The 13,116-nt window shown below is 61.8% G+C and carries 11 protein-coding genes; all 11 read right to left on the reverse strand.

Annotated elements, in window-relative coordinates:
- Window positions 1–14 precede the first annotated feature (14 nt).
- The 11 genes from gatC to alaS all read right to left on the reverse strand — a co-directional run bounded on the left by gatC (window position 15) and on the right by alaS (window position 13,005).
- Entirely contained in the window at window positions 15–302 is a 288-nt protein-coding gene (gene gatC, locus E4633_RS06130) for an Asp-tRNA(Asn)/Glu-tRNA(Gln) amidotransferase subunit GatC (RefSeq protein ID WP_135869342.1), read from the reverse strand.
- A gap of 89 nt (window positions 303–391) precedes the next feature.
- Entirely contained in the window at window positions 392–1,162 is a 771-nt protein-coding gene (locus E4633_RS06135; protein ID WP_135869343.1) for a fibronectin type III domain-containing protein, read from the reverse strand.
- A 2-nt stretch (window positions 1,163–1,164) separates the two neighbouring features.
- A complete protein-coding gene (argH, locus tag E4633_RS06140; RefSeq protein ID WP_135869344.1) occupies window positions 1,165–2,541 on the reverse strand; it encodes an argininosuccinate lyase in 1,377 nt (458 codons plus the stop codon).
- Window positions 2,542–2,701: 160 nt separating this feature from the next.
- Window positions 2,702–3,844, reverse strand: a complete 1,143-nt coding sequence (locus tag E4633_RS06145) for a hypothetical protein (RefSeq protein ID WP_135869345.1) — start codon at window positions 3,842–3,844, stop codon at window positions 2,702–2,704.
- 133 nt (window positions 3,845–3,977) lie between these two features.
- A complete protein-coding gene (locus E4633_RS06150) occupies window positions 3,978–4,406 on the reverse strand; it encodes an NUDIX domain-containing protein (protein WP_135869591.1) in 429 nt (142 codons plus the stop codon).
- Window positions 4,407–4,467: 61 nt separating this feature from the next.
- Window positions 4,468–5,685, reverse strand: coding sequence for an argininosuccinate synthase (locus E4633_RS06155; protein ID WP_135869346.1), 1,218 nt, complete (start codon window positions 5,683–5,685; stop codon window positions 4,468–4,470).
- A 59-nt stretch (window positions 5,686–5,744) separates the two neighbouring features.
- A complete protein-coding gene (gene argF, locus E4633_RS06160) occupies window positions 5,745–6,656 on the reverse strand; it encodes an ornithine carbamoyltransferase (RefSeq protein ID WP_135869347.1) in 912 nt (303 codons plus the stop codon).
- Window positions 6,657–6,725: 69 nt separating this feature from the next.
- A complete protein-coding gene (locus E4633_RS06165) occupies window positions 6,726–7,919 on the reverse strand; it encodes an acetylornithine transaminase (RefSeq protein WP_135869348.1) in 1,194 nt (397 codons plus the stop codon).
- Between the two features lie 231 nt (window positions 7,920–8,150).
- Entirely contained in the window at window positions 8,151–9,029 is an 879-nt protein-coding gene (argB, locus tag E4633_RS06170) for an acetylglutamate kinase (protein WP_135869349.1), read from the reverse strand.
- A 97-nt stretch (window positions 9,030–9,126) separates the two neighbouring features.
- Window positions 9,127–10,260, reverse strand: a complete 1,134-nt coding sequence (locus E4633_RS06175; RefSeq protein ID WP_135869350.1) for a hybrid sensor histidine kinase/response regulator — start codon at window positions 10,258–10,260, stop codon at window positions 9,127–9,129.
- A 117-nt stretch (window positions 10,261–10,377) separates the two neighbouring features.
- Window positions 10,378–13,005, reverse strand: a complete 2,628-nt coding sequence (alaS, locus tag E4633_RS06180; RefSeq protein WP_135869351.1) for an alanine--tRNA ligase — start codon at window positions 13,003–13,005, stop codon at window positions 10,378–10,380.
- Window positions 13,006–13,116 lie beyond the last annotated feature (111 nt).

Below are 13,116 nucleotides of genomic sequence, written 5' to 3' on the forward strand. Positions count from 1 at the left end.
TCAAACTAGACTGACTATTCGATGACCTTGGGCACCCTGAAGAAGCTCTCGGCGCGCAGCGGCGCGTTGGCGAGGGCGTTCTCCACGCCGATCGAGCCGGTCGGCTCATCGGCCCTGAAGGCGTTCTCCATGGGGACCGCGTGCGAGGTGGGAACGATGCCGTCGGTGTCCAGTGCGTTCAGCTTCTCGACGTAGGCTAGGATGCCGTCCATCTGGCCGGTGAAGGTGTCCAGCTCCGCGTCGGTAAGCTCCAGTCGGGCGAGCCTTGCTACGTGCTCGACCTCTGCTCTTGTAATCTTCATGCCTGCTCCAAATACGCCCCGCGAAGGGCGTCTTCATGTTATTTAGCGTTCCCGGTTATTATCATGAACCACCTGAAAAGGCAACGTGCCTACTCCGGCAGCACGAGCCCCGCTTCTACGACATTGGAGGGGGCGCTCTCGACGGTATCGGCGCCGACCTTGGCAACGCTCGTCACCGTGTAGCGGTAGGCCAACCCGAGCACCAGCTCCTGGTCCCGGTAGGTGGTACCGGCAAGCGGCTCCTTGTTGACCGGAGCGAGCGGCGCCGGTTCGTCCTTCTTGCTCTTGTAGATGTTGTACCCGACGAAGGTTCCCTCCTCCGGGGGGAGGGCGACGTAGTTCAGCTCCACCTCGTTGGGAGAGCCGTGCGCCTCGAGCACCGGAGGAAGCGGGGGCGTGACCGCGGAGCGCCGCACCTTGTTGGAGTCCTTGCTCTGCGCCCCGTCCTTGCTGTAGGAACGCACCTTGTACTGGTAGGTCCGCCCTTTCTGCAGGTCGAAGTCGTCGTAGATCCAGAGCCCCCCGGCCCGACGCACCCTTTCGGGAAGCTCCAGGTCCACCTTGGCGAGCTGGCTGTAGGCACCAGGGCACTCCTCGCAGTCCTCACCGGGTGGGAGCACGTTGCGCCGGAACAGGAGAAAGCCGGCGAGGTTCTCGAGCTTTCCTCCCCCCTCCTGCTTACCGGGTCCGCTCCAGCTCACCTGGAGTTCGCCTCCCTTTTGCGCCACGGCGAGCGAGGCGATCGGTGCCGGGACCAGCGCCTCGGGGGGGACGAGCGTTCCCTTCTTGCCGCACCCGGCAAGGATGGCAAGCGACGCCGCAACTGCAACGGCGGGAAGGAGTCGACGCGATGCCGCCACGGCTAGCGTCCTTCCTTCGCCCGGGCGATCTCGGCCTTCACCCGCTCGAGCGCGGTGCCGCCGGTCGCCTTGCGTGCGTTGACCGATGCTTCGAGGGTGATGGCGCCGAAGATGTCGTCCTCGATACGTCCAGAGAAGATCTGCCATTCGGCGAGGGAGAGTTCCGGGATGTCCATCTCGTTCTCGATGCAGTAACGCACCGCCTTACCAACGATCTCGTGCGCATCGCGGAACGGGATTCCCTTTCTTACCAGGTAGTCCGCCACGTCGGTCGCGGTGGAGAAGCCGGCAGCGGCCGCGACCTTCATACGGGCCGCGTTCACCTTCATCTCGCGCACCATGTCCGCGAAGATTTTCAGCGACCCTTTCACGGTGTCGATGGTGTCGAAGAGCGGCTCCTTGTCTTCCTGCATGTCCTTGTTGTATGCAAGCGGGAGCGACTTCATCAGCGTGAGCAGGGACATGAGGTTCCCGTAGACGCGGCCGGTCTTGCCGCGCACGAGCTCCGGGACGTCCGGGTTCTTCTTCTGCGGCATGATGGAGGAGCCGGTGCAGAAGGAATCGGAGAGGTCAACGAACTTGAACTCGCTCGTGGACCAGAGGATGAGTTCCTCGGCGAAGCGGGAGAGGTGCATCATCAGGATCGAGGCGGCGGCGCAGAACTCGAGGGCGAAGTCGCGGTCGGAGACCGAGTCGAGGGAGTTTCTGCTCACCTCGGGGAACTCCAAAAGCTCCGCCACGTGTTCGCGGTCGATCGGGAAGGTGGTCCCGGCCAGGGCGCCCGCGCCGAGCGGCAGCACGTTGGTGCGCTTCAGGCAGTCCTCCATGCGCCCCTTGTCGCGCTTGAGCATCTCGTGGTAGGCCATCATGTGGTGCGAGAAGAGGATCGGCTGTGCGGTCTGCAGGTGGGTGAAGCCGGGCATGATCACGCCCAAGTTCTCTTCCGCCTGGTAGATGAGAGAGTCGATCAGGAGGTCGATGTAGGCGGAGATTTCCACCAGCTCGTCGCGCATGTAGAGGCGGATGTCGAGGGCCACCTGGTCGTTTCTGGAGCGGCCGGTGTGGAGCCTCTTGCCCGCGTCGCCGATCTTCTCGGAGAGGCGCGCCTCGATGTTCATGTGGATATCTTCCAGGGAGACCGAGAAGTCGAAATCGCCAGCCTCGATTTTGTCCAGGATTTCCCTGAGGCCGTGCACGATTGCCTCGACGTCCGCAACCGGGATGATCCCCTGCTTGCCGAGCATGGTGGCGTGGGCGATGGAGCCGCGGATGTCCTGGTGGTACAGGCGCTTGTCGAAGTTGATGGAGGCGGTGAACTCTTCTACGAACTTGTCGGTGGGCTGGGTGAAGCGTCCGCCCCACAGTTTGTCTTTGGACATGTCTTTCGGTCTCCTGCTGCTGATTTTTGTTGAACTGCAACTTCTTTAACGCAAAGACGCCAAGCCGCTAAGGCGCAAAGAAAAGGCTGTAGTGTCTTACCCCGTCACAGATTTTTACTTTGCGTCTCCACGCCTCTGCGTCTTTGCGTTGAAATCCTTTTTACAAAACCTGCCCCTCGCCGTCCCCCACCTTCACCCATCCCGCGTCGTCGGTCCAGCGCAGCACCGAGTGCACCTTCAGGGGGACCCGCGAGCTTCTCGGGTCGAGTTCGTGGTAGAGCGGCAGGTTGAAGTAGTAAAGCCTCGTTCCCGTGCCGAAGCGCAGGCGGCAGACCGGTGCGCCCTCGAAATCGTCGCTGGCGAACTCACGGTCCTGGAAGGGGGACATCTTGTGGCGCGCGCTGATCACCACGAAGGAAACCCCGTAACAGCTCTGGCAACGCACCCCTTCGATCTCGCTTTCGTCCGAGCAGTTGCCGAAGACGGTCACCGTCTCGCGCACGCCGGGGGTATCCTCCAGGAACTCGCCGTAAAAGCCGGAGAGCACCTCGCGGTATGAGCGGTGCTCGGGCTTCGGGTTGCACTGGATCACGAAGAGGGCGTCGAGCGACTGCCTCATGGTGAAGAAGAGCCGGTCCGCGTGATCGATGATCTGCTTGATGTTTGAGGAGTAGAGGTCCCGGTACAGGTAATCAAGGCAGATGACCGTCATGAAATTGAAGCAGGCCGGCTGGGCGCGGAACAGGTAGAAGTGCCGCCCCCGGTACAGGTCGTGGTCCTTGTCCAGGAACTCCTCGCCCCGGAAAGGGTGCGTCTTCGCCTCCAGAAAGACCCTGAGCCGCCCGTCACGCTCCTTGATGGCGATGCAGCACCAGTTGACCGGCATCCCCAGGATGTCGCCAGAGTCGATGTCGCGTTCCACGCAGTCGAGCGCCTCGGCGTTGTCCTCCTCGAAGCGCCTGAGGAGCGCACGGTACTGCTCCAATCGGATCTGTTCGAGCCCGAACATGGTGACCGTGTTGGGGCGGAAGCGCTCGTCGATGATGTTCAGCAGGTCGTCGAACCGGGAGAGCGGTACCGAGGTCTCGGGGAACATCAGGAAGTGCAGTCGCTTCAGGTTGCCGGAGCCTTCGGCGACCAGGTCGAGTACGCTGCGCACCAGGCGCCACTGTTCCTCGGCGTCGACGAGCGTGAACAGATGATCGCGGCGCTGCAACCGGTTCGGTATCTGCGCGATGAGACAGTGCAGGTGATGCCCGAGGGGAAAATCAAGCTGGACCTGTTTCTCGACGATCTTGACCAAGCAGCACCCCGATTGACAATGGAAAATTGACTAATTGACAATTAACGCCCGGAGAAAAGTGCCAATTGTCACGACGCTGCGCTTTGCCAGTATGAGATGGCAGGTCGCCGTATCAATTGTCAATCGTCAATTGTCAATTGGTTTCAAAGATCTTAGTAAGGATGAAGCGGGCGCCGGCGGGGATCTTGTACTGCTCCAGTTCGCCCGGCTCGACCCAGCGGGCCTCGGCCACTTCGTCCTTGTTGTGGTTAACGTCGCAGTAAAGCGGCGTGCACCGGTAATAGATGATGATGAAGTGGTAGTTGTCCTCTCCCGGCGTCACGTGTTCGAAGACGTCGATCAGGTCTCCCACTTCCACCTCGAGGCCGACCTCTTCCCATACCTCGCGCTTGAGGGCCGCCACGATCGGTTCACCGAGGTCGATCTTGCCGCCGGGCATCACCCATTCCCCCTGGAAAGGGGGGACGTTCCTCTTGGTGAGGAGCACCCTGCCATCGTTGTCGATGATGACCGCGACCACCGAAGTGACGATGTGACTCGCCTTGAAACCGTTTTGCTCCATATACACGGATAGGGGCACGAGTGTCTCGTGCCCCTATGAGCCTCCAGATACTTCCCTTTACCTACTTCTTGTTGGCCAGCATCAGGGAGCGGATCCTGAGCCTGAGCGAGTTCAGCTTGATGAAGCCCTCGGCATCCGCCTGGTTGTAAACCTGGTCCTTCTCGAAGGTCGCGAAGTCGAGGTTGAAGAGGGAGTCGGACTCCGACTTCCTGCCCACGGTGCGCACGTGGCCCTTGTAGAGCTTGAGGCGCGCGACGCCGTTCACGGTCTTCTGCGAGTCATCGATCATGCACTGCATCATCTCGCGCTCCGGCGAGAACCAGTAGCCGTTGTAGATCATCTCGGCGTAGCGCGGGATCAGGGAATCCCTCAGGTGCATGACCTCGCGGTCCATGGTGATCTGCTCGACCGCCATGTGGGCTTCGCGCAGGATGGTGCCGCCCGGGGTCTCGTAGACGCCGCGGGACTTCATGCCGACCGAGCGGTTCTCGAGGAGGTCGACACGGCCGATGCCGTGCTCGCCGCCGATGGTGTTCAGGTGAGCCAGAAGCTCCGCCGGGGACATGCGCACGCCGTCGACTGCGACCGCGTTACCCTTCTCGAACTCGATCTCGATGTACTGCGGCTTGTTGGGGGCCTTCTCCGGCGACTTGGTGAGCACGTACATGTTCTCGGGCGGCTCCAGCCAGGTGTCCTCCAGGATGCCACCCTCGAAGGAGATGTGCAGGAGGTTCCTGTCGGAAGACCAAGGACGCTTCTTCGTGATCGGGATCGGGATGTCGTTTCTCTTCGCGTAGTTGATCAGCGCCTGGCGGGAGTTGAGCTTCCACTCCCTCCACGGTGCAACCACGGTGATGGCCGGGTTGAAGTGATAGTAGGCAAGCTCGAAGCGCACCTGGTCGTTCCCTTTGCCGGTCGCACCGTGGGAGACGGCGTCGCAACCTTCGATCTGGGCGATCTCCATCTGGCGCTTCGCGATGAGCGGGCGGGCGATGGAGGTGCCGAGCAGGTAGGAACCCTCGTAGATCGCGTTGGCACGGAACATCGGGAACACGAAGTCGCGCACGAACTCCTCGCGCAGGTCGTCGATGTACACCTTGTCGGCGCCGGTCTTGAAGGCCTTCTCGCGTACCGGCTCGAGCTCGTCGCCCTGGCCGAGGTCTGCGGAGAACGTCACCACCTCGCAGCCGTACTCGTTCTTGAGCCACTTGAGGATGATGGAGGTGTCAAGCCCGCCCGAGTAGGCGAGGACGATCTTTTTCACTTCTTTCTTTGCCATGGGTTCTCCTTTGGTCGTTGATCGGCGGGCCGTCCCTTTCGGGTATGGCCTGTCTGTTCTTATTTCATCAAGGTGGCCATGATGGCCTTTTGCACGTGCAGGCGGTTCTCTGCTTCGTCCCAGACGACGGAGTTGGGGCCCTCGATCACGCCATCGCTGATCTCCTCGCCGCGGTGCGCGGGGAGGCAGTGCAGCACGAGGGCGTCCTTCTTGGCGAGGGCGAGGAGGTTCTCGTCCAACTGGTAGCCTGCGAAGGCCTTCTCGCGGATCTTCTGCTCCTCTTCCTGTCCCATGCTGGCCCAGACGTCGGTGTTAAGGACGTCGGCGTCTTTCGCGGCCTCTTTGGGATCGCGGACGACCACGATCTTCGAGGTGCCGTTATTCTTCGCCCACTCGAGCACCTGCGGGTTCGGGTCGTAGCCTTCCGGGCAGGCGAGGGTCAGGTCGAAGCCGAAGATGGCGGCCGCCTCGATCCAGGAGTTCGCCATGTTGTTGCCGTCGCCGATCCAGGCGAACTTGAGCCCGTCGTAGCTCCCCTTGTGCTCGATCACGGTGAAGACGTCCGCCATGATCTGGCAGGGGTGGTGCAGGTCGGTGAGGCCGTTGATGACCGGGATGGAGGCGTACTTGGCGAACTCCTCGACGGTCTCCTGGGCGAAGGTACGGATCATGACGCCGTCGCAGTAGCGTGCCATGACGCGGGCGGTGTCCTTGATCGGCTCGCCGCGGCCCATCTGGGAGTCCTTGCTGGAGATGAAGAGCGGGTGTCCGCCCAGCTGGTACATGCCGACCTCGAAGGAGATCCTGGTGCGGGTCGAGGACTTCTCGAAGATCATGGCGAGCGACTTGCCCTTAAGCAGGTGGTGCTCGACGCCGCTCTTGGTCTTGGCTTTGAGGTCCTTGCAGAGGGTGAACATGGCGTCCAGCTCGGCTTTGGTGAACTGGCTCAGGGCCAGGAAGTCTTTTTTCATGGTTTGCGGTTCTCGCTTCTCTGTTTTGATAGTGCCGGATCTGGGCACATTGAAACGTCATTGCAGCTCTTAGAGCGCGGCCAGGATCTCGGTCAGCCCGGCGATCATCTCGTCCACTTCCTTCTTGCCGACGATGAGCGGCGGGACGAAGCGGAGCACCTTCTCCTGGGCGCAGTTCAAAAGCAGCCCGCGCGAGAGTGCGGTCTTCACGATGTCGCCGCCGGGAATGGTGAGCTCGACGCCGATCATGAGGCCGATGCCGCGCACGTCTTTGATGAGGCTCGGGAACTTCTTGTGCAGCGCCTCCAGTTCGCCCATCAGGTACTCGCCCATCTCCTCGGTCCGGTTCAGGATGCCTTCCTCCTGGATGGCGCGGATCGTGGCGACTGCCGCGGCGGTCACGAGCGGGTTGCCGCCGAAGGTGGAGCCGTGGGTGCCCGGGGTGAAGGATTCGGCGAGCCGGTCGGTGGCGAGCATGGCGCCGATCGGGGCGCCGCCGGCCAACGCCTTGGCGAGGGTCATGATGTCAGGGGTGATGCCGAAGTGTTCGTGGGCGAACATCTTGCCGGTACGCCCCATGCCGACCTGCACCTCGTCGAAGATGAGGATCAGGTTGTTCTCGTCGCAGATCTTGCGCACTTCCTGGAAGTAGGCAGCGTCGGGGACGACCACGCCGCCTTCGCCCTGGATCGGCTCCAGCATCACGGCGCAGGTGCAGGGGCCGATGGCCTCCCTGAGTGCCTGGGCGTCGTTGAAGGGGATGTGACGGAAGCCGTGCAGGAGCGGATCGAAGAATTTCTGCACCTTCTCCTGGCCTGTGGCCGATACGGTCGCCATGGTGCGGCCGTGGAAGGAGGAGATGGCGGTGATGATCTCGTAGCGGTCGAGGCCGTACTTCTCGCGGCTGTACTTCCTGGCGAGCTTGATGGCCGCCTCGTTCGCCTCAGCGCCCGAGTTGCAGAAGAAGGCCTTGTTGGCGAAGGAGAGGTTGCAAAGGAGCTCGGCGAGCTCTATCTGGGTCGGGATGTTGTAGTAGTTGGAGCAGTGGATCAGCTCCGCGGCCTGTTTGGCGAGTGCCGCCGTCACCTTCGGGTGGCAGTGCCCCAGGTTGTTGACGGCCACCCCGGCCAGGAAGTCGAGGTAGCGTTTGCCGTCCGCGTCCCAGAGGTAGCACCCCTCGCCCTTCATCGGGACCAGCGGGTACCGGCCGTACGTCTTCATGATATATTTGTCGCCCTTCTCGATCCATGCGGCTGAATTCATAAAACCTCCTGAAACCCCGTTCAACGTTCAGCGTTCAACGTTCGATAGAAGACCTCCGCAAGAAGCGTCTCCACCTTGGCTGCACCGTACGGGTTAAAGGCCATAGGCGCGGCAGTTGTTGAACATCGACTTTTGAATCTTGAACGGCAGTCCCGTGCCGTACCGGTCAGATGACCATCGGCACAACACTTGTTGAACGTCGAACGTTGAACGTTGAACGGCAGTTAAGCGTTAAGCCTGTATCTCCGTCCCTATTCCGACGTTGGTGAAGATCTCCAAAAGGATGGCGTGCTCGATCCGGCCGTCGACGATGTGGGCCTTCTTCACACCTGCGGCGAGCGCGTCGGTGCAGCAGGTGACCTTCGGGATCATGCCCCCGGTCACGGTGCCGTTTTCGATCAGCGCGGGGACGTCGGCAAGCGGGATGCTGGAAAGCAGCTCCCCTTCCTTGTCCTTCACGCCGGAGACGTCGGTCAAAAGGATCAACTTCTCCGCCCCGAGCGCAGCAGCAACCTTGCCGGCCACCACGTCCGCGTTGATGTTGTAACTCTGCCCGTCGCGCCCCACACCTACCGGTGCGATCACCGGGATGAAGCCACCCTTCTCCAATGCCTGCAAAATGGCGGGATTCACTTCGACGACATCGCCCACGAAGCCGATGTCGACCATCTCGACCCCGCCGCCTTCTCGTCGGATTTCCTGGAGCAGTTTTTCGCAAACAAGGAGGCTGCCGTCCTTGCCGGAGAGACCGGCGGCACGACCGCCGTGCTGGTTGATGTAGCCGACCACCTCGCGGTTTACCTGGCCGGTCAGCACCATCTCGACGACACCCATGGTCTCCGCGTCGGTCACACGCATCCCTTTGACGAACTCTGACACTATGCCGTAGCGCTTCAGTGTCTCGTTGATCTGGGGACCGCCGCCGTGCACTACCACGGTGTTGATGCCGATGTATTTGAGCAGGATTATGTCTAGGGCAAAAGACTTTCTGAGCTTCTCTTCTGCCATGGCGTGACCGCCATACTTGATGACGATGGTCTTTCCGGAAAAGCGTCTGATGTAGGGGAGCGCCTCCATGAGAGTGCTCGCCTTTTCTATGAGATGCTGCATAGGTGCCTCTTCCAGCGTTAATTAGTGCACAGAAAGACGTTAATATAGCAGATAGAGGGAAATAATCAACTTGAAACAGGGCTAAGACTGAAGGTTATCAGGGGCTTTGGCTGGCTGTGTTGGGAAGGGTTATCAGGACGCGGGTCCCCTGGTTCTCTTCGCTTTCGATGCTGATGCTGCCGCCGTGCATGCGAATGAACTCACGGGCGTAGAAGAGGCCGAGCCCGAAGCCGCGCACCTGGCCGGTCCGGTCGGCGTCGACCTGGTAGAACTTCTCGAAGAGCTTGGGTAACTGATCCTTGGAGATGCCGATGCCGTTGTCTTCGATGCTGATCTCGCACTGCCCATCGGCGTTTCTCATGTTGACGCAAACGACGCCGTCTTCCCTGGAAAACTTGATGGCATTGTCGATCACCTGGCGCAGGGCGAAGCTGATCTTGTCGCGGTCCAGCATAAGCTCCGGGATCGTCTGCTGCGTGATGTGCGTCGTGACACCGGGGCGGGCGGCGATGATGTAGGCCTCGCTCAGGATCTTGGGGAGGAGCAGGTTCAGGGTACACGGCTCCAGGTGCAGGCCGCCGCCGCTGTCCATGACCGAGGAGAAGGTGAGGAGGTCGGTGACGAGGTTCCCCAGGTAGCAAGCCTCGTTGTAGATCAGCTTGATGTGCTCCTTGGCGCCGTCGTCGGAGGGATCGATGATGCCCGAGGCCAAGTTCTGCAGGAAAAGCGAGATCGAGGTGATCGGCGTGCGGAACTTGTGGGAGATGAGCGAGAGAAAGACCGTTTTGAAGCGGTCGAGGTTTCTCAGGTTGGCGATCTCCTCCTTGAGCGCCTTCTTGACCAGGGCCTTTTCGATGGCGCTTTTGAGCTGCAGGAGGTTGAGCGGCTTGGTGATGAAGTCGTCCGCGTCCGCCTTGAGCGCCTTCAGGATGAGGTCTTTGTCGGCGAAGCCGGTCATGATGATCACCACCATGGTCGGCTCGCGCTCCTTCAGTTTCTTCAGCAGTTCGATGCCGTCCAGCCTCGGCATCATCACGTCGGTCAGGATCACGTCGATGCCGCCGCGCAGGAAGATCTCGTAAGCCTCCTGGCCGTCCGCCGCCTCTACGATGTCGTAGCCGTTCAGGACCCTCTTGCACAGGTCGCGGATCACCGCTTCATCGTCCACGAGGAGAACGGTTTTCCTTTCCTGAACGGTTTCGAGACTTTGGTTGGAGGTAAGTTCGAGCATCGGCATGTCCCGGTTTTACTGGATTTATCGACCTGCGTGCGTAATTGCTGACTTCTTCCTGCTCCTCCCCCTGGAGGGGGGAGGCTGGGAGGGGGGAAGGCGCTGCCTTGGCAGCTCCTACCCTACGATGTTGTACACGGCCTCGAGCGCCTCGGCGAGGTTCTCGGGCTTGGAGCCGCCGGCCTGGGCGAGCTCGGGCTTGCCGCCGCCGTTGCCGCCGACGATCGGTGCGATCGCCCTGATGATGTCGCCAGCTTTCCAGCGCGCGGTGAGGTCGGCGGTGACGGCGACCAGGAGGTTCGCCTTAACGCCGTCGGCGGTCCCGAGCACGATGATGCCGGAGCCGATCCTGTCCTTCAGCGTGTCGGAGAGCTCGCGCATCGCCTTGGCGTCGCCGTCCACCTTCACGGAGAGGATCTTGACGCCGTTTTGCTCGCGTACCTGCTGAACGAGGTCGGCGGACTTGGAGGCGTTCATCTTCGCCTGCAGCCCCTCGAGCTCCTTTTGCAGCTCGCGCTGTGCTGCGATGAGCTTCTCGACGCGGTCGAGCACGCTAACGCCCTCGGCCTTCAGGAGCGCGGCGACGCTTCTCTGCTCGTCTTCCATCTGGTGCACCACGGCGAGCGCGCCGTTGCCGGTCTGCGCCTCGATCCTCCTCACCCCGGCGGCGATACCCGCCTCGGAGATGATCTTGAAGAAGCCGATCTCGCCCGCGCCGTGCACGTGCGTGCCGCCGCAGAGTTCCATCGACACGTCGCCCACGCGCACCACGCGCACCACGTCGCCGTACTTCTCGCCGAAGAGTGCGGTGGCCCCGCCGGCAAGCGCCTCGGCTGCCGGCATCTCGCGTGCGTCGACGGTCGCGTTACCCATGATGTTACCGTTCACGATGGTTTCGACCCTGCGGATCTCCTCGGCGGTCATCGGGCTGAAGTGGGTGAAGTCGAAGCGGAGGCGGTCCGGGGTCACCAGGGAGCCTGCCTGCTTCACGTGGTCGCCCAGCACTTCCCTCAAGGCTGCCTGCAGCAGGTGCGTCGCGGTGTGGTTGCGCGCGGTGGCGGCGCGCCCTGCGGTAGCGACCTTCAGGTCGACCGCCTCGCCGTTACGGACGTTGCCGGAGACCACCTTGCCGCGGTGCACGATGAGGTCGGTGAAGGGGCGGCTGGAGCTCTCCACCTCGATGTGCGCGGCGCCGGTGGAGATGACGCCGGTGTCGCCTGCCTGGCCGCCGGACTCGCCGTAGAAGGGGGTCTTCGCGGTGATGATCTCGACCTCGTCGCCGGCGTTCGCCTCCTCGACAAGGACGCCACCCTTTACGATGGCGCTGATGGTGGAGTAGGCGGTCTGTTCGGTGTAGCCCACGAAGTCGCTCGCGATGCCGGAGCCGTGCAGTTCCTTGTAGATGGAGGCAAGGCCCTGCTCGCCGGACCCCTTCCAGTTCTCCCTCGCCTTGACGCGCTGCTTCTCCATGCAGAGGGCGAAGCCGTCCTCGTCCAGGGTGAGTCCTTCCGCCTCGACGATGTCGGCGGTGAGGTCGACCGGGAAGCCGAAGGTGTCGTACAGCTTGAAGATCACCTCGCCGGAGAGGACCTTGTCCCCTTTGGCCTTGAGCGCCGCGGTCTCCTCGTTCAGGATGGCGAGGCCGCGGTCGAGGGTCTCGATGAAGCGCTCCTCCTCGGCCTTGATCACCTTCTTGACGTAATTCTCGCGCTCGAGCAGCTCCGGGTACGCATCGCCCATCATCATGTTGACGGCGTCGACCACACGGTAGAGCATCGGCTCGGAGACCCCCAGCATCTTCGCGTGGCGGGCGGCGCGGCGCATGATGCGGCGCAGCACGTAGCCGCGACCCTCGTTGGAGGGGAGCACGCCGTCGCAGATGAGGAAGGTGGTGGCGCGGGAGTGGTCGGCGATGACGCGCATGGAGACGTCGTCCTTCTCGTCGTCGCGGTACTTCTTGCCGCAGATGGTCTCGATGTGGCGGATGATCCCCTGCAGCAGGTCGGTGTCGTAGTTGGAGGTGACCCCCTGCATGACAGCAGAGATGCGCTCAAGGCCCATGCCGGTATCGACCGAGGGTTTGGGGAGCGGCGTCATGGTGCCGTCTTTGTCGCGGTTGAACTGCATGAAGACGTTGTTCCAGATCTCCATGTAACGGTCGCAGTCACAGCCGACGGCGCAGTCCGGGGAGCCGCAGCCTGTGCCGGGGCCGTTGTCCCAGAAGATCTCGGAGCAGGGGCCGCAGGGGCCGGTGTCGCCCATGGACCAGAAGTTGTCCTTCTCGCCGAAACGGTAGATGCGCTCGCGCGGCACCCCTTCCTGGTTGTGCCAGATGTCCGCCGCCTCGTCGTCGTCGTTGTACACCGTCACGTAGAGGCGGTCCTTGGAAAGGCCGAGCTCAACGGTGAGGAATTCCCAGGCGTAGGCGATGGCATCCTTCTTGAAATAATCGCCGAAGGAGAAGTTACCGAGCATCTCGAAGAAGGTGTGGTGGCGTGCGGTGCGGCCGACGTTCTCGAGGTCGTTGTGCTTCCCGCCTGCGCGGACGCATTTCTGCGAGGAGACGGCGCGGATGTAGTCGCGTTTTTCAAGGCCCAGGAAGACGTCCTTGAACTGGTTCATCCCCGCGTTGGTGAAAAGCAGGGTGGGGTCGTTTTTGGGGATGAGGTTCGAGCTCTCCACCAGGGTGTGACCCTTTTTCTGAAAGAAGTTGAAGAACTGCGCCCGGATCTCTTTGCCTGTCATAAAAAACCTCAGTGAATGGGATATCTAAACCAGTTTGTTCAAACGGCCTTCTCTCGCCTTGTGAAGGGAAGGTTAAAGTCCCCCTTTGCGAAGGGGGATTTAGGGGGATTT

The sequence above is a fragment of the Geomonas terrae genome (assembly GCF_004791675.1).
In the GTDB taxonomy this organism is placed as follows: domain Bacteria; phylum Desulfobacterota; class Desulfuromonadia; order Geobacterales; family Geobacteraceae; genus Geomonas; species Geomonas edaphica.